The sequence below is a fragment of the Sphingobium nicotianae genome (assembly GCF_018603885.1).
Lineage (GTDB): Bacteria > Pseudomonadota > Alphaproteobacteria > Sphingomonadales > Sphingomonadaceae > Sphingobium > Sphingobium nicotianae.
The window spans coordinates 102,001-116,887 of sequence record NZ_JAHGAW010000002.1; the positions used below are offsets into that span (position 1 = coordinate 102,001).

Here is a 14,887-nt window from a genome sequence, read left to right on the forward strand (position 1 = left end):
CCGTCCGTCAATGTCAGCCCATCAGAGGCCAGCGGCCTTGAGGCGCTCTTGCAGGGCCGACCAGGCCGCGACATTGTCGAGCTTGGTACCGTTCATGACGATCGTCGGCGTTCCCTCGATCTGGTACTGATTGGTGTATTTCTCGACGTTTGCGGCGATGGTCTCCGCATTCTTGCTGTCGGCGAGGCAGGCGCGCAGCTTGTCGTCCGGAATGCCGCGCTGCTTGGCGAAGTCCATCAGGCCGGCGAGTTCGGCGAGCTTGCCGAAGCGGGCGTCGGCCGGCGCCTGCATCGCCGCCGTATAGGACGCCTCGCCATAGCTCTGGATCTTCTTGATCATATCCTCCTGGTTCATGAAGAACTGGAGGGAGAGCGGGAAGAAGGCATCCTTGCCGCCGCAGCGGGCGATGAGCGCGACGGTGAGATCGAGCGGATCGCGGATGAAGTTGCGATATTCGAAGCTGACCTTGCCGCTGTTCACATAATCGCGCTCCATCACCTCGTGCGATTCCTCGGTGAAGTCGCGGCAGTGCGGGCAGGTGTAGGAGCCGAACTCGATCAGCTTGATCGGCGCGTCGGGATTGCCCATGCGATAGCCGCCCTCGGGCGTCTCGACGATCGTCTGCGCCCAGGTCGTGCCGGCGGGTGCCGCCTTGCCGACCACCTTGCCGCCGGCGGGCGCTGCGCTGCTGCTGTTGCCGCTGCCCGAGGTGCCGCAGGCGGCGAGGGTGGCGAGAGCGAGCGCGAGGGGAGCGAAGGCGAGACGATTCATGTGGGGCGGCCTCATCGGTGGGGCGTTTTCGAAGACGGGTCGGGTTTAGGGTCTGAACTCAGTTGGAACGGGGTCGAGACGGAGCGGATTTTGGCGCCAGGCCAGGAGCAAGGAGGGAGCGATGGTTTCCATCGTGACCGACGCGCGACGCCGCCTGGCGCCAAAAGACGCCCGCCGCGGCGCGCTTGCCCATGGAAGGCCGCCGAGCGGCGTCGCTTGCTTGCGCGTAGCTTTAGCTACGCGACTGCGCAGCGCTCCTTGTCGGCGGCCTTCCATGGGCAATCTCGATCCCCGTTCCAACTGAGTTCAGACCCTAACTCACTTGCCAGCGGCGGGCAATGGCGGGAGCAGGGGCCTGAGCGCTGCCCAGGTGTGGACATCGGGGAGCGATTTGCCGTTCAGCACGAAATAGGGCGTGCCGTCGAACCCCTTCACGTCCCAGGAGCCGGCGGTCATGGCGAGGACGTTGGCCAGCGCCTGCTTGTCGGCGAGGCAGGCGCGCTGCGCGGCGGGCGTCAGGCCCTGTCTGGCGAGCAATGCGAACAGGCCGGTCTTGTCCGCGATCAGGGTCATCGCGGCGACCTGATCGGCCGGCAGCTTGGCGCCTTCGGCTTCGGAGAAGGGCTGCAGCACCTTGAACCAGGCTTCCTGATTGTTGAACAGGGCCTCGTGATTGGCGGCGAAGCGCGCCGGGCCGCCGCAGCGCGCCAGCATGGCGGCGGTGAGATCGAAGGGATCGCGCACGAAGTTGCGCACTTCGAGCGAGACCAGGCCACGGCGCAGCCATTGCGTCCTGAGGCCGCCGGGGCCGACCAGCCCCTCCTTGTGGAAGGCGCCGCAGTGCGGGCAGGTGTAGGAGAGATATTCGATCAGGCGCTGGGCTTTGGGATTGCCGATGACATAGGCGCCGTTGGCCCCGGGCGTGACGGTGGCGGCCCAGTTGGGCGTGGCCGCCTTCTTCTGGGCGGTCGCGGGCGCGGTGAGGACCGTGAGGGCGGCGAGGGCAAAGAGGATGCGGCGGATCATGCTATGTCTTCCGTTTCAGCACAAAATTCCCGTTCGGTTCGAGCGGCCATCGAGCTTGTCGAGATGGCTGTCGAGAAACGCTTTCTCGACCCCGGTTCTCGACAAGCTCGAACCTCAGCTCGAAACGAACGGCTTGTTCATTGGCAATGGCATCAGCTGATCTTGGGCAGGTTGAGGCCGTTGCCGAGGCCGCGGGCCATCGACTCGAGCACGGTGCGCAGTTCCGGATCGCTGACTTCGCGCAGGCCCTCGCCCAGCTCCTGCGGGATCGGGCGCAGCATCGGCGAGGGCGGGCGGCTGACCGGCTCGACGGGGATCACCTGGCCCTGCTTCATGGCGATGCGCGCGACGGCCTCATAGCCGAAGAAGCGGTTCACCCGCTCGATGATCTCCGGAATGATATGCTGCACCATCGGCGCGTGGCCGCTGGCGACGGTGAGCTGCAGGGTGCCGCCAGACCGCTTGCCCTGCGGGAAGCGGATCGATTCGGGCGCGGTGAGCTGGGCATAGCGCTGACCGACAATCTCGGCCCAGCGGGTGACGACGCTCGACTGGATGAAGCCGAACTTGCGGAAGGCGGCGCGGCCGATGTCCGGCATCAGGTCCGCGATCGCGCGGGCCGAGCCGACGCGCGGGCGCTCTGCGGCGGGCGCGGGCGCCGCCCTCGCGCGCTTCGGCTTCGTCTTGCTTTCCGTGGGTTCTGTCATGCTCCGGTCCATGCCATAGGCGCCCCATGGCCGTCGATGGATTAATCACTGCGGAACGCACGGTGGCGGAGGCGCTGCTGGCGCATTATCGCGTCCACGCGCGGCGATTGCCGTGGCGCAGTCCGCCGGGCGCGGCGCCGCCTGATCCATACGCCGTGTGGCTGAGCGAGATCATGCTGCAGCAGACGACGGTGGCGGCGGTCATTCCCTATTATGAGCGCTTCCTCGCGCGCTGGCCGACCGTCGAAGCGCTGGCGGCGGCGCAGGATGGCGACCTGATGGCCGCCTGGGCGGGGCTGGGCTATTATGCGCGGGCGCGCAATCTGCTGGCCTGTGCGCGCTTTGTGGCGGGCGAGCTGGGCGGGCGGTTTCCGGATACCGAGGAGGGGCTGCGCGCGCTGCCGGGCATCGGTGCCTATACGGCGGCGGCGATCGCGGCGATCGCGTTCGGGCGGCGCGCGGTGGTGGTCGACGGCAATGTCGAGCGGGTGGTGAGCCGGCTGTTCGCGGTCGAGACTCCGCTTCCCGCCGGCAAGGCCGAACTGCGGGTGCTGGCGGATGGCATCACTCCGGAGCGCCAGGCCGGAGACTTCGCTCAGGCGATGATGGACCTGGGCGCGACGATCTGCACGCCGACGCGGCCGGCCTGCCTCACCTGCCCGCTCGCGGCGATGTGCGTGGCGCGGGCGCGGGGCACGCCGGAGCGCTATCCGGTCAAGGCGCCGAAGAAGGCCAAGCCGACCCGCACCGGCACGGCCTGGTGGATCGAGCATGACGGCGCCGTCTGGCTGGTGCGCCGGCCGGACAAGGGCCTGCTCGGCGGCATGCTCGGCCTGCCGACCAGCGACTGGCGCGAGGGGGCGGCGGCGATGGCGCTGCCCGACATTGCCGGCGACTGGACGCCGCTCAACAGCGGGGTGCGGCATGTCTTCACCCATTTCGCGCTGGAGCTCGGCATCGCCCGTCTCGCGCCCGGCCCGGCCGGCGCGGAACGCATTGCCAAGGCGCTCGGGCCGGGCCAATGGTGGCCGCGCGCGGCACTGGCCGAGGCCGGGTTGCCGACCGTCTTCGCGCGGGTCGTGCAGGCGGTGATGGCGCTGGGAGAGGATTGAGGACGCATGACGCAGACGACGCTGGCCTATCCCCGCCCGATCACCTTCACCGGCGGGACGATCGACCGCGCAGACCATTTGCGCATCGATCCGGAGCGGCTGGCGGCCGCCTGGGCCGATCCGCGCGCGCGGATCGTCCTGCTCGACGGGCTCGATCCCCGGCCAACGGCGGACAGCCTGCTGGCGACCAGCCCGGTGCCACCGGAGGCCGCGCTCGGCGACCATGCCCTGCTCGGCCTGCGCGACGACGGCACGCCGGTGTTCGTCTCGCTCATCGTCATCAAGAGCGACGAGCCGCCGGTCTTTCCGCCCAAGGTCTGGCAGGTCATTCCGCAGCTCAGTCTCGACGAGGCCGCGCTCTACGGCGCCGCGCGCAGTCTGGTCGACTGGCATGACCGGCATCAATATTGCGCGCGCTGCGGCGGCAAGTCCCACCCGATCCGCGCCGGCTGGGTGCGCCAGTGCGAGATCTGCTCGACCGAGCATTTTCCGCGCACCGATCCGGTCGTGATCATGCTGGCCGAATATGAGGGCAAGGTGCTGATCGGCCGCAATGCGCGCTTCCCGCCCCGGCGCTTCTCGGCGCTGGCCGGCTTCGTCGAGCCGGGCGAGACGATCGAGGAAGCGGTGCGGCGCGAGATCATGGAGGAAGCGGGCGTGCGCTGCGGACGGGTGGACTATCTGTTCAGCCAGCCCTGGCCCTTCCCCTCGCAGCTCATGATCGCCTGCGTCGCGCAGGCGCTGGACGACAGGATCGTCCTCGACGAGAATGAGCTGGCCGAGGCTGTGTGGGTGAGCAAGGACGATGTCCGCGCCGCGCTGGCGGAAGACGAGAACGCGCTGTTCCTGCCGCCCTCACCCGTGGCGGTGGCACATCATATGCTGAGGTGGTGGCTGGGCGACTAGGGAGACGTACCGTGACCGAACCGAGCAATGCCGACACTATCGCGCGCTCGCCGATCACGGCTCGCATCACCCGTGTCGCTGATCTCGCGGCGACCCTGCTGTTCGCGCTGGAAGGCGGACTGGTCGCCATCGCGGTCGGGCTCGATCCGGTCGGCGTGCTGGTGGTCTGCTTCGTCTCGGCGCTGGGCGGGGGCCTCGTCCGCGACATATTGACGGGCGCGCTGCCGCCGGCGGCGGTGTCGGACTGGCACTATGCGGTGATCGTGATCGTCGCGGCGGCGGCGGTCTGGACGCTGCACGGCGTGCTTGCGGGGTTGCCGGGCAGCCTCGTCGTCGCGCTCGATGCGGCGGGGCTCTCGATGGCGGCCATCGCCGGCACGGAAAAATCGCTGGATCGCGACATCCATCCGCTCGTCGCTTTGTTTCTCGGCACGGTCAGCGGCGTCGGCGGCGGCGCGATCCGCGACGTCATCATCAATCAGGTGCCGCGTGTGCTGCGCGTCGACATCTATGCGAGCGCCGCCTGCCTCGCGGCGCTGATCATCGTGATCTGGCGGCTGGCGGGCCTGCCGGCGCGCCCGACGGCGATCGTCGCCGGGCTGGCCTGCTTCGGCCTGCGGATGGCGGCCGCGACCTTCGGCTGGGCGCTGCCCCACGCCATGGCCTGAGCCACGCGCGGGGCCTCCCCGTCAGGCCGCGACCAGATTGACCGCCTTGGGCTGTGCCGGGGGCAATCCGCTTGCCTTGGCCTGCGCCAGCAATTCCTGCTTGCGGGCGAGCATCTGGTCGCGCAGCGCGACGAGGTCGGCGTCGGCCTTGCGGCATTGCGCGAACATGCCTTCCGACGGCATTTCCTCCTCATGGACATGATGCTTGATCTCTTCGGACAGCACCTTGACCTTGGCATCGTAGAAATCATCGTCCGGGCTGCCCGCTTCGATGTCGTTGATCAGCACCTTGGCGCCGTCATGCTCGACATAGGCCTCGTCGAGCGTGTCATCCTCGATCTTGCCGCGAAAGGCCGGATAGAAAATCTCTTCCTCGATCATCGTGTGGATCTTGAGCTCGGTGCAAATCTCGCGGGCGAGACTCTGCTTCTTCGACGATGAAGTGGCGCTCTCGAACTGCTCGAACAGACCTTCCACCTTGCGGTGGTCGGCCTTCAAGAGGGCAATCGCATCGGTATAGGTTTCGGTGGCCATGATGTCCTCCTGTTGGATTGGTACGCCCTAAGCGACCGACGGGTCGCATCGGTTCCATGCGAACGACTCGCAATAAGGTGAAGCGATCGGCGACGTCTGAGCGGATCGATGGATGACGCTGGTCCTCGAACGATCGACCTAGTGCCGCTGGAGCAGGCGCGCGACCGATTGATGCGAGGGCGCCCTCGTTTCATCCTGCGTGGAGCATTGCCGCTCCAGCTCATCGCGGATCTTCTCGATCTCGACGTCGGTCAGATGCTCGATGCCGATGAATTGCTCGCGCGCCTCGACCACCGCCCGCAGCAATTCATCGAGCTTGGCCTGCATGGCGGACGCATCCCGGTTCTGCGTATTCTGGACGAGGAAGACCATGAGGAAGGTGACGATCGTCGTGCCGGTGTTGATGACGAGCTGCCAGACCTCCGAGAACGCGAAGAGCGGTCCGGTCACGGCCCAGAGGATCACCGTGATCAGGGCGAGGACGAAGGTCATCGGCTTGCCGGCGAGTGCGGCGATCCGGCCGGCGATTTTCGTGAAGAGCTTGTTCATGGCGTCCCTTCCGGATGCGTGGTGTCGCGATGACAACGCGCGGAGAGGGGCAGAGGTTCAGAACATGCCGTTGGCGTTGTTCGGCTCGGTGCTGACTGGTTGCGCCACGTCCCAATGCTCGGCGATGAGGCCGTTTTCGATGCGGAAGATGTCGACCGCCGCGATGCCGGGGGTGCCGGGCTCGAAGATGATGTGGACATGCGCCATGACGAGATCGCCCTCGGCGATCATGCGCTTCACGATGTGGACGGCGTGGGGATATTTGGCCTTGGCGCGGTCGAGCATGGCCTTGAGCGAGTCCGCGCCGGTCGGGATGCCCGGATTGTGCTGGATATAGCCGGGATCGAACAGGCCATCGACGGCGCCGCTGTCGATCGGGCCGAGCACTTCCTCGTAGATGCGCTCGACGAGGCGGACATTGGCTTGTTCCTGTTCGGTGCGCATTTTCTCACTCCTTTTCTCGACTTCCGTTCATCCTGAGTAGCCATTGAGCCTGCCGAAATGGCATATCGAAGGACCAGTGCGCGGCCCTTCGATACGGGTCTTCGACAAGCTCAGTCCCTACTCAGGGCGAACGGAAATTGTTTAAGTCGCGTCACTCCCCCTCCGGCATGATCGGTTCGCCCGTCACCGGATGGGCATAATGGAAGGGCAGGAGCCAGGTCTCGGGCCAGGGCGGATAGCGCGTGTCGACGATCGCGTCCGGGCCGTTGGGATCTTCCGGATAGAGGGTCTGCACGGTGAAGGCGCCCATGTCCGGGCTGTTGGCCCAGCCCTTGTCATATTCGGCGACCCAGGTGAGCTCGTAGCCGAGGCGCTTGAACTTCCAGACGCCGTTCTCGCGGACATAGTCGTTCTCGTAGACGCCGGCCTCCCACCATTGCTGGTAGGGCAGCCTGGGCGCATCGGCGACGCTGGCGTGCGTACCGCCGATCAGCAGGGCGCGGAAGCGGGCCTTCGCCGTGCTGCGATCCTCGGACACGGTGACGACATCCTGCATCTGCATGACATCGCAGAGCAGGCCGCGCACCGGCCCGTTGCGGCCTTTGGTGAAGCGGGTGCGAATGCGATTGAGATAGACGCGCTTGATGCTCTCCTTGCCGCGATACAGGCCGCCGAAGAAGGTCATCTCGGCATCGTCGGCGAAGAGATCGACAATCTCCTGATAGAGGCCCTTCTCCATCAGATAGCCGTAGCTGTGCTGGAGAGTGCGAACCGCCTGCACGTCCTTGAGCCGATCGAGCTCGTGGCGCAGCGCGGCGACTTCGGCGGCGAGCGCGTCCGTCGAGATTTCGGTCATGCCTCGATGTCCTTCAGCGCCTCGTCCAGATCGTCGTACATCTCGAAATAGCGCCCGGTGAGGGCATCGTAGCGGCCACTCATCAGATCGACCACGCGCTGCCCGCAGGCGGCGAGATCGCCCGAGAAATCGCGGGACGAGGCTTCGCCGAGCCGCTCGACCATGCCGGAGAGATAGATCTTGGCCTCGGGCGAGGTCATGGTCTCGCGGGCAAGATCGGTGACGACGAAGCCGGGATCGATCGCGAAGAGCGAGACGCCGGCATCCTTCACCTCCAGCGCGGCGACGTTGACGATGCGGACCTGCGCGGTCTTGCCCGTGATATAGGCGGACATGTTCGCCGCGCTGACATGGCTGGCCTTGGCCGAGACGATGACGACGCGGCCCTTGCCAGCCGCGCGCATCGCCGGGAGCAGGCGCGAGAGGTAGAGCATCGGCGCGAGCTGGTGGAGGTGCTGCGCCTGCCACCAGCGCGCCACGTCCATGCCGCCCACCGGGCCATAGGGCCAGCCGACGCCGGCATTGTTGACGAATTGCGTGACGGCGCCGAGCTGCGCGCGCGTCTCGCGGATCGAACGCTCGACATCGGCTTCCTGCGTCACGTCGGCGGCGATGGCGAGTGCCTTGCCGCCCGCGGCCTCGATCTCGGCCGCGACTGCCTCGACATCGCTCGCGGTGCGCGCGACCAAAGCGACCGCCGATCCCTGCTTCGCGAGCGCCAGCGCGATCGCCCGGCCGAACCCCTTGCCCGCGCCCGTGACGAGCGCAATCTCTCCCTCGAAACTCATGCTGTCCTCGCTTTTGTTTGGGTGGTTCTGCGCGGGCGGGCGGGCGAAAGCAAGGCGCTTCGGCTCCAGTTGGGAGCGGTCGCCGTCCTGCCCTCGGGCGGAGGGAACTGGTCATCACGCTGGGCCATTGGATTGTAATGGCGGCCGGGAGACCCAACATTGCGTGGTCCACCCGGCGTCGCTAAAGCGCGGCGTCTGTTTACGAGTCCTGGATCGCACCCTCTATGCTCAGCCTCAACGAAGCTCTCGATCGCGCCCAGTCGCTTGTCGCCGCCGCGCGCAGGGCCGGGGCGGATGCAGCGGACGCCGTTTATGGCTGCGACGCTTCCTCGGGCGTTTCGGTGCGGCTGGGCGAGCTGGAGGATGTCGAGCGCTCCGAGTCCGAGCATATCGGGCTGCGCGCCTTCGTCGGCCACCGCTCGGCGACCGTTTCCTCGTCCGATCTCGCGCCGCGCACGCTGGAGACTCTGGTCGAGCGCGTCATCGCCATGGCCAAGGAAGCGCCCGAGGACAGCTATGCCGGTCTCGCGCCCGAAGACCGGCTGATGAAGAAGAAGCAGCCTTCGCTCGACATCGAGGATGCGGACGAGCCCGATCCCGCCCTGTTGCGCGCACGGGCGCTGGAGGCGGAGGAGTCGGCGCGCAGCGTCACCGGCGTCACCAACAGCGAGGGTGCCGGCGCGAGCTTCGGGCGGGCGCAGATCGCGCTCGCGACCAGCCATGGCTTCGCGGGCGCCTATGCCGGGACGAGCCACTCGATCTGGGCGAGCGTCATCGCGGGGCAGGACGCGGCGATGCAGCGCGACTATGCCAGCCACAATGCCCGCCACCTGCGCGACATCGAGGATCCCGAGGCGGTCGGCGCGCGGGCCGGTGCGCGCGCGGTGGCGCGGCTCAACCCCAGCCGCATCCCGAGCGGCCCGCTGCCGATCATCTTCGATCCGCGCATCGGCAACAGCCTGATCGGCCATCTGCTCGGCGCGATCGCCGGGCCGACGGTCGCGCGCAAGGCAAGCTTCCTGCTCGACCGCAAGGGCGAGCTGGTGCTGCCGCGGGAACTGAGCGTGATCGATGACCCGCATCGTCAGCGTGGCCTGCGCTCGCGCCCGTTCGACGGCGAGGGCCTGCCGACCGCGCAGTCGCGGCTGATCGATGAGGGCGTGCTCGTCGACTGGCTGCTCGACAGCGCCTCGGCCCGCCAGCTCGGCCTCGCGCCCACCGGCCATGCCACGCGCGGCGGCGGATCGCCGGGTGTCGGCGCGACCAATGTCCATCTTGAGGGCGGCACGGCCAGTCCGCGCGAGCTGATGAGCGACGTCAAGCGCGGCCTCTACGTGACCGAGCTGATCGGCCATGGCGTCAATCCGGTGACGGGCGACTATAGCCGCGGTGCCTCGGGCTTCCTGATCGAGGATGGCGCGATCTGCTGCGCGGTCGCCGAAGTGACGATCGCGGGCAATCTCAAGGACATGTTCGCGAACCTCGTCGCGGCCAACGACCTCCAGTTCCGCTATGCCATCAACGTGCCCACGCTGCGCATCGACGGGATGACCCTTGCCGGCGAGTGATCATCTGAGTCCTGAAATATTGGCCGACATACTGGCCATTGCCGACGCCGCCGGCGCGCGGGCGATGGACTCCTGGGCCATGGGCGAGCCCAGCGGCAATCATTGGGAGAAGACACCCGGTCAGCCGGTGAGCGAGGCCGACCTCGCCTGCGACGCGATGCTGCGCGAGCGGCTCGGCGCGCTGCTGCCGGAGGCGGCCTGGCTGAGCGAGGAGAGCGCGGCCTCGCCGGGGCGCAGCGATGCGCGCCTGGCCTGGGTGATCGATCCGATCGACGGGACGCGTGACTATGTGCGCGGGCGCCCGGGCTGGGCGGTCTCGGTCGCGTTGGTCGAGGATGGCGCCGTGCGGATCGCCGCGCTGATTGCGCCGGCGCGGGGCGAGCGCTGGTGGGCGGTCGCGGGCGGCGGGGCTTTCCGCAACGACGTGCGGCTGGAAGTCGGGACGCAGGAGACGCTCTCCGGGGCGCGGGTGCCGATCGACAATCTGCGCGGTATCGATGTCGACTATACCGTGGTCCACAAGCCCAACAGCATCGCGCTGCGCATGGCGATGGTCGCGGCCAACGAGGCGGACCTCGTCGCGGGCCTGCGCTGGGGGGCGGAATGGGACATTGCCGCCTCCAGCCTGATCGCGCAGGAAGCAGGCGCCTGCGTGACCGATGCGCTGGGCGCGCCGATCCGCTTCAACAAGCCTGACCCGCGCATCCTCGGCATGATCTGCGGCGTGCCCGGCGTCTATGACGCAGCGTTGCCGCGCGTCCGCGAGCGGGTGCGCAAGTTCGTCGGCGAGGACTGATTTCGGGCGTTCTACAACCGGAGTCGCGCGTCAGCAGGTCGGGGCGGCACCGCCCGACGCGTCGAGCGTCTTGACGCAGGCGACCTCCTTGGGGCCTGCGCCACCAATCAGCTTCTGGACGCCGCCCACCTTGATGACCGCCATGACCTTCTTCCTGTCGGGCAGGAGGAAGACGTTCGCCTGATCGGTGTCGCAGGCATGCGCCTTGCAGCCGAACATATATTGCACGCTCGTCGCGCCCATCTTGAGCGGGCGGGCCGGGCTGGCGACCTGGTTCAGCCGCGTCAGCCAGGTCAGTTTGCGGTCGGCCGGCGAGAGAGCAGTCAGATAGGCTGCATAGGCCGCCTCATAGCCTTTGGGGAAAGGCGAAGCCGGGCCAGCGGCGGTTGCCGACATGGACAAGGCGGCGAGGCTTAGCCAGGCGAACGCACGAAATTTCCTCATCGATACTCTCCCCACAGATATCCGAATCGTACCGGAATACTGCCTCGTTTCGTGCCGAGCCACCAGCGCTTCCCGCTCATCGATTGGGAGGCTAAGCATGTCGTACAACAGACTCAGGAGAGAGAGATGCGCAAGGCGTGGCTGATCGGATTGTTCGCGTCGACGCTTGCGGCCGGGCTGGCTGCCGCGCCGGCATCGGCGCAGCAAAGCGGGGACGAGGAGCGCTGCAAGGCCGCGGCGGCCGGGACGGTCTTTGGCGATGCGAAGGCCGACGCGCGCTGGGTTGGCCCTGATGCGGCGGCGGGCCTGCCGGGCTATTGCGAGGTCAAGGGCACGCTCTCGCCGGTCGCCGGCTCGAACATCGGTGTCGTGTTCCGCCTGCCGGCCGACTGGAACGGCAAGCTGCTCGGCATCGGCGGCGGCGGATGGGCTGGCAACGTGACGCTTGCGGCGGCGGCGCAGGGCCTCAAGGCCGGCTATGCGACCGCACAGACTGACGGCGGCCATCCCTCGCCCGAGCCCTGGACCAACGACTGGGTGACCAACAGCGAGGCGGCGACCGACTTCGCCTGGCGCGCGATCAGCCGCATGACCGTCGCCGGCAAGGCGCTGGTCAGGAGCTATTACGGCCGCGCGCAGAGCCGCGCTTACTTCAACGGCTGCTCGACCGGCGGGCGGATGGCGCTGATGGAAGCGCAGCGCTTCCCCGCCGACTATGACGGCATCATCGCGGGAGCGCCGGTCTATTCGCTGCAGGTGCAATCGAGCGCGATCCTGCGCAACAACGGCTTCGCCAGGGCCGGCTTCACGGAGGCACAGCTCAAGCTGGTCAACGCCAGCGTGCTCAAGGCCTGCGACGGCAAGGACGGCGCGCTCGACGGGATCATCGCCCAGCCGCGCGCCTGCGCCTGGCAGCCCACCGTGCTGGCGTGCAAGCCCGGCAGGGCCGGCGCCAACTGCCTCTCTGCAGCACAGGTCGCCACGCTCAGGACCATGTATGCCGGCATCCGCGCGCCGGACGGCAGCTATGCGCAGCTGCCGCTCAGCAAGGGCGGCGAGCTGGGCTGGAGCCGGTTCATCAACGTCGCGGGCACCGGCAACAACCAGGCCAATGGCGGCGGCATGCCGGGCCTTGCGCCGGTGCTGTTCGGCACGCGCGCGGTCGACTTCAACAAGCTCGACCCGATGACCGACGTGCCGGAGGCGCGCGCCAGCACCTTCGCCAAGGCCTATGAGGCGACCGACCCCGACCTGACCGCCTTCTTCGCCCATGGCGGCAAGCTGCTGCTCTGGCACGGCGAGTCCGATCCCGGCCCGAGCCCGGTCGGCACGCTCGACTATGCCAGGGCGGTGCAGAAGGGTGACGCGGCCGGGGCAGCCGCCAATATGCGGACCTACATGCTGCCCGGCGTCGAGCATTGCCGGGGCGGGCCGGGCGCCGACACGGTGGACTGGCTCGCCACGCTCGACCAGTGGGTCGACAAGGGACAGGCGCCGGCGACGCTCACCGCGACCAAGGCCGACAGCCCGATGACCCGGCCGGTCTGCGCCTGGCCGCAGGTCGCGCAGCGGACTGGCAAGGGCGACGTCAATGATCCCAAATCCTGGCGCTGCGTGGCCGGCGCGAAGCAGTAGGAACAGGTTCCTCCCTGAGCGGGTGCGGGGAGGAATTTGACCGTCGATCACGGCTCGCGCCGCAGGTCTCCGTCTTAAGGCTCGGGTGGCACGAGACCCAATCGACGGAGTATCTATGAAGACCAACATCCTGCTCGCCGCGGCACTTGCCGCCACCGCGACCACGGCCCATGCGCAGACCGGCCTTCGCGCCGACGTGCACACCGGCTGGGACAGCGCGAGCATCCACCAGCGCACCGACGTCGGCATCAACGGCGCGACGACGACGCAGAGCGAAGATGGGGTCATCTATGGCGCCGAGATCGGCTATGACCTCTCCCTCGCCGCCTTCAAGCTCGGCGTCTATGGCGGCATCGACGGCGCCTCGACCCGCAAGTGCGCCGAGGTCTTCACCGAGATCGAGACCTGCGCGCGGGCCGGCCGCAACTGGACGCTCGGCGCGCGCGCGGGCGTCAACGTGACGCCGGGCATCCTGCTCTATGCCAAGGGCGGCTATTCCAACGGTGCGCTCAAGTTCGAATATATCGACCATGTGACCGCCGCGAACAGCTTCACGCTCTCCGAGAACATGGACGGCTATCATGTCGGCGGCGGGGTGCAGGTCGACCTGCTCTCCAACTTCTATGCCAAGCTCGAATATGTCCACACCGACTATGAGGACTATTCGATGAAGGACGGCACCGCGACGATCAGCGGGGGCGTCAATCGCGACAATGTCGTGCTGGGCGTCGGCGTCAAGTTCTGAGCTGAACGGGCGCGACCGGTCAGCCGGTCGGGTCCGTTCCTCCCTTCCTGCGAAGGCAGCCGCTCCGGGCCGCATATATGCTGCGGCGTGCCCGGGGTATCTGCCTTCGCAGATCGGGCGCGGCGGCGCGCCCCATTTGCATTTTCGCGCGAACCCGGCGACATGACGGCCATGGTCCGCCAGTTCCTCCTGCCGCTCGTCCTTGCGACCGCGATCTGCGTTGCGGTCTTGCTCGCCGTCCATCGCCCGCCGCTCGAGACGGTGGATGATGCGCGACTGCTGGCGATGCTGGCGGGGATGACGCTGGCCTTCGTCGCGGCGGTGATGCTCCTGCTCGTGCCGGCGGCGATGCTCCTGCGGGCGGCGGCGCTGCCCTATGCGCTGGCGGGGCTGGGGCTCGCAGTGGCGGGCGGTGTCATCGGCAAGGCGCTGCTGTGGCTGGTCCTGGCCGGGTTGCCGATCGCCGCGATGCTGCCGGGCGCCGGGGTGGCGCTGATCTGGCTGTCGTTCAATCACGAGCGACTGGCGCGCTGAGCTGAGTGGCGGCGTTGGGCGGTGATCGAGTGAGGCGATCAAAGGCGTCATAATCTGGCGAAGTTCACGAAGGTCACGGGGGAAATATATTTATTCTCTTCCGGCAAGGCGGAGCGGTCCGGTCGCAGGATGCCCCCTGATCGAGAAAAGCAATTTTGCACGGCTGAGAAAGAGCGGGTCCGGCCTGGCATGGAGGGGGAGCTGTAGGACAGTCCTTTCGCGTGGAAGCGGCCTGTCGGGATGTGAGAACCCTGGAGACATTCCGCAGTCCCCGATCCGGATTGGAGGCGGCAGCGCCGGGTCGCCCTGCGGATGCGACCAGACGCTTCTTTTCGTCGCAAACAGATTGCCTTGCATGCGCCGTCGCACGGATACCCGCTCAGGATCTGGAGGGGTCGAATGCTCAGGAAGTTTGCTTCGTTTGTTGGCGCACTGACAATGAGTGCGACGCTGCTCCCCACCGTGTCGTTCGCGGACGATCCGCGTGATCCCGCTATGCGCAATCCAGCAGCACGCGCTCGCGATCGCGCGATGACCAAGCGACTGAACCAGGGCCAACTCGCCTATGTTCGCCAACGCGACGCCAAGACCCTTCGGACTTACCGCGAAGCCCAAAAAGAACATGAGGGCGGATATGCTGACGCCCATGCCGACTATCTGCGCAAAATGGCAGCCTGGCGCCACGCTGTCTCCGCCTGCAAGGCAGGCCAGTGGGAATATTGCGATAATTGACCGGCAATCAGGGCTGGCCCGCTCGGATGATCGGCATGCATGATGTGCAACCGCTTTCCGAACCGGGCCTTC

18 protein-coding genes are annotated in these 14,887 nt (G+C 67.5%); 9 read left to right on the top strand and 9 right to left on the bottom strand.

What is annotated here, in order from left to right:
- Positions 1-21: 21 nt before the first annotated feature.
- The 3 genes from KK488_RS03355 to KK488_RS03365 form a co-directional block, all read right to left on the bottom strand.
- Positions 22-771, bottom strand: a complete 750-nt coding sequence (locus KK488_RS03355; RefSeq protein ID WP_214621723.1) for a thioredoxin domain-containing protein — start codon at positions 769-771, stop codon at positions 22-24.
- Between the two features lie 318 nt (positions 772-1,089).
- Positions 1,090-1,797 (bottom strand): DsbA family protein, encoded by a 708-nt coding sequence (locus KK488_RS03360; RefSeq protein WP_214621724.1) that lies wholly within the window; start codon positions 1,795-1,797, stop codon positions 1,090-1,092.
- 152 nt (positions 1,798-1,949) lie between these two features.
- Positions 1,950-2,504, bottom strand: coding sequence for a DUF721 domain-containing protein (locus KK488_RS03365; protein ID WP_214621725.1), 555 nt, complete (start codon positions 2,502-2,504; stop codon positions 1,950-1,952).
- Between the two features lie 26 nt (positions 2,505-2,530).
- On the opposite strand from KK488_RS03365, the gene mutY reads away from it, so the two are divergent.
- From mutY to KK488_RS21655, 3 genes are read left to right on the top strand one after another with little or no spacing between them, the layout of a single operon-like run.
- Complete coding sequence (mutY, locus tag KK488_RS03370; RefSeq protein WP_214621726.1) at positions 2,531-3,616, top strand: A/G-specific adenine glycosylase; 1,086 nt, start codon at positions 2,531-2,533, stop codon at positions 3,614-3,616.
- A 6-nt stretch (positions 3,617-3,622) separates the two neighbouring features.
- The gene (gene nudC, locus KK488_RS03375; protein ID WP_214621727.1) at positions 3,623-4,522 is read left to right on the top strand and encodes an NAD(+) diphosphatase; all 900 of its coding nucleotides are present in this window, start codon (positions 3,623-3,625) and stop codon (positions 4,520-4,522) included.
- 11 nt (positions 4,523-4,533) lie between these two features.
- On the top strand, positions 4,534-5,190 hold the full coding sequence (locus KK488_RS21655; RefSeq protein ID WP_214621728.1) for a trimeric intracellular cation channel family protein: 657 nt from the start codon (positions 4,534-4,536) through the stop codon (positions 5,188-5,190).
- Between the two features lie 21 nt (positions 5,191-5,211).
- Here the strand turns inward: KK488_RS21655 and KK488_RS03385 are convergent, their stop codons facing one another.
- The 5 genes from KK488_RS03385 to KK488_RS03405 form a co-directional block, all read right to left on the bottom strand.
- On the bottom strand, positions 5,212-5,724 hold the full coding sequence (locus tag KK488_RS03385; RefSeq protein WP_214621729.1) for a hemerythrin domain-containing protein: 513 nt from the start codon (positions 5,722-5,724) through the stop codon (positions 5,212-5,214).
- A 138-nt stretch (positions 5,725-5,862) separates the two neighbouring features.
- Positions 5,863-6,273 carry a low affinity iron permease family protein gene (locus KK488_RS03390; RefSeq protein ID WP_214621730.1) on the bottom strand — a complete coding sequence of 137 codons (411 nt, stop codon included), beginning with the start codon at positions 6,271-6,273 and terminating at the stop codon, positions 5,863-5,865.
- A gap of 57 nt (positions 6,274-6,330) precedes the next feature.
- The gene (locus tag KK488_RS03395; RefSeq protein WP_214621731.1) at positions 6,331-6,717 is read right to left on the bottom strand and encodes a nuclear transport factor 2 family protein; all 387 of its coding nucleotides are present in this window, start codon (positions 6,715-6,717) and stop codon (positions 6,331-6,333) included.
- Positions 6,718-6,868: 151 nt separating this feature from the next.
- Positions 6,869-7,573, bottom strand: a complete 705-nt coding sequence (locus tag KK488_RS03400; RefSeq protein ID WP_214621732.1) for a nuclear transport factor 2 family protein — start codon at positions 7,571-7,573, stop codon at positions 6,869-6,871.
- On the bottom strand, positions 7,570-8,361 hold the full coding sequence (locus KK488_RS03405) for an SDR family NAD(P)-dependent oxidoreductase (protein WP_214621733.1): 792 nt from the start codon (positions 8,359-8,361) through the stop codon (positions 7,570-7,572). Before KK488_RS03405 ends, KK488_RS03400 begins: the two co-directional genes overlap by 4 nt.
- A 224-nt stretch (positions 8,362-8,585) precedes the next feature.
- Between KK488_RS03405 and KK488_RS03410 the strand changes: the two genes are divergently transcribed.
- Together KK488_RS03410 and KK488_RS03415 are read left to right on the top strand one after the other, a co-directional pair.
- Positions 8,586-9,929 carry a TldD/PmbA family protein gene (locus KK488_RS03410; protein WP_214621734.1) on the top strand — a complete coding sequence of 448 codons (1,344 nt, stop codon included), beginning with the start codon at positions 8,586-8,588 and terminating at the stop codon, positions 9,927-9,929.
- Complete coding sequence (locus KK488_RS03415; protein WP_214621735.1) at positions 9,916-10,725, top strand: inositol monophosphatase family protein; 810 nt, start codon at positions 9,916-9,918, stop codon at positions 10,723-10,725. Before KK488_RS03410 ends, KK488_RS03415 begins: the two co-directional genes overlap by 14 nt.
- A gap of 30 nt (positions 10,726-10,755) precedes the next feature.
- On the opposite strand, the gene KK488_RS03420 is transcribed toward KK488_RS03415, so the two are convergent.
- Positions 10,756-11,169: an Ivy family c-type lysozyme inhibitor gene (locus tag KK488_RS03420; RefSeq protein WP_214621736.1), complete on the bottom strand. Its 414-nt coding sequence runs from the start codon at positions 11,167-11,169 to the stop codon at positions 10,756-10,758.
- 126 nt (positions 11,170-11,295) lie between these two features.
- Here KK488_RS03420 and KK488_RS03425 point away from each other — a divergent pair, with 126 nt between their 5' ends.
- From KK488_RS03425 to KK488_RS03440, 4 genes are all read left to right on the top strand, one after another.
- Positions 11,296-12,804 (top strand): tannase/feruloyl esterase family alpha/beta hydrolase, encoded by a 1,509-nt coding sequence (locus KK488_RS03425; RefSeq protein ID WP_214621737.1) that lies wholly within the window; start codon positions 11,296-11,298, stop codon positions 12,802-12,804.
- 115 nt (positions 12,805-12,919) lie between these two features.
- Positions 12,920-13,549 (top strand): outer membrane protein, encoded by a 630-nt coding sequence (locus tag KK488_RS03430; RefSeq protein WP_214621738.1) that lies wholly within the window; start codon positions 12,920-12,922, stop codon positions 13,547-13,549.
- Positions 13,550-13,711: 162 nt separating this feature from the next.
- Entirely contained in the window at positions 13,712-14,083 is a 372-nt protein-coding gene (locus KK488_RS03435) for a hypothetical protein (protein ID WP_214621739.1), read from the top strand.
- A gap of 399 nt (positions 14,084-14,482) precedes the next feature.
- Positions 14,483-14,815 carry a hypothetical protein gene (locus KK488_RS03440; protein WP_250890039.1) on the top strand — a complete coding sequence of 111 codons (333 nt, stop codon included), beginning with the start codon at positions 14,483-14,485 and terminating at the stop codon, positions 14,813-14,815.
- Positions 14,816-14,887 lie beyond the last annotated feature (72 nt).

Bases quoted from the DNA above. Each gene is read 5' to 3' on its own strand.
- KK488_RS03355 (WP_214621723.1), bottom strand. From the start codon at position 771: ATGAATCGTCTCGCCTTCGCTCCCCTCGCGCTCGCTCTCGCCACCCTC.
- KK488_RS03360 (WP_214621724.1), bottom strand. From the start codon at position 1,797: ATGATCCGCCGCATCCTCTTTGCCCTCGCCGCCCTCACGGTCCTCACC.
- KK488_RS03365 (WP_214621725.1), bottom strand. From the start codon at position 2,504: ATGACAGAACCCACGGAAAGCAAGACGAAGCCGAAGCGCGCGAGGGCG.
- mutY (WP_214621726.1), top strand. From the start codon at position 2,531: ATGGCCGTCGATGGATTAATCACTGCGGAACGCACGGTGGCGGAGGCG.
- nudC (WP_214621727.1), top strand. From the start codon at position 3,623: ATGACGCAGACGACGCTGGCCTATCCCCGCCCGATCACCTTCACCGGC.
- KK488_RS03385 (WP_214621729.1), bottom strand. From the start codon at position 5,724: ATGGCCACCGAAACCTATACCGATGCGATTGCCCTCTTGAAGGCCGAC.
- KK488_RS03390 (WP_214621730.1), bottom strand. From the start codon at position 6,273: ATGAACAAGCTCTTCACGAAAATCGCCGGCCGGATCGCCGCACTCGCC.
- KK488_RS03395 (WP_214621731.1), bottom strand. From the start codon at position 6,717: ATGCGCACCGAACAGGAACAAGCCAATGTCCGCCTCGTCGAGCGCATC.
- KK488_RS03400 (WP_214621732.1), bottom strand. From the start codon at position 7,573: ATGACCGAAATCTCGACGGACGCGCTCGCCGCCGAAGTCGCCGCGCTG.
- KK488_RS03405 (WP_214621733.1), bottom strand. From the start codon at position 8,361: ATGAGTTTCGAGGGAGAGATTGCGCTCGTCACGGGCGCGGGCAAGGGG.
- KK488_RS03410 (WP_214621734.1), top strand. From the start codon at position 8,586: ATGCTCAGCCTCAACGAAGCTCTCGATCGCGCCCAGTCGCTTGTCGCC.
- KK488_RS03420 (WP_214621736.1), bottom strand. From the start codon at position 11,169: ATGAGGAAATTTCGTGCGTTCGCCTGGCTAAGCCTCGCCGCCTTGTCC.
- KK488_RS03425 (WP_214621737.1), top strand. From the start codon at position 11,296: ATGCGCAAGGCGTGGCTGATCGGATTGTTCGCGTCGACGCTTGCGGCC.
- KK488_RS03430 (WP_214621738.1), top strand. From the start codon at position 12,920: ATGAAGACCAACATCCTGCTCGCCGCGGCACTTGCCGCCACCGCGACC.
- KK488_RS03435 (WP_214621739.1), top strand. From the start codon at position 13,712: ATGACGGCCATGGTCCGCCAGTTCCTCCTGCCGCTCGTCCTTGCGACC.
- KK488_RS03440 (WP_250890039.1), top strand. From the start codon at position 14,483: ATGCTCAGGAAGTTTGCTTCGTTTGTTGGCGCACTGACAATGAGTGCG.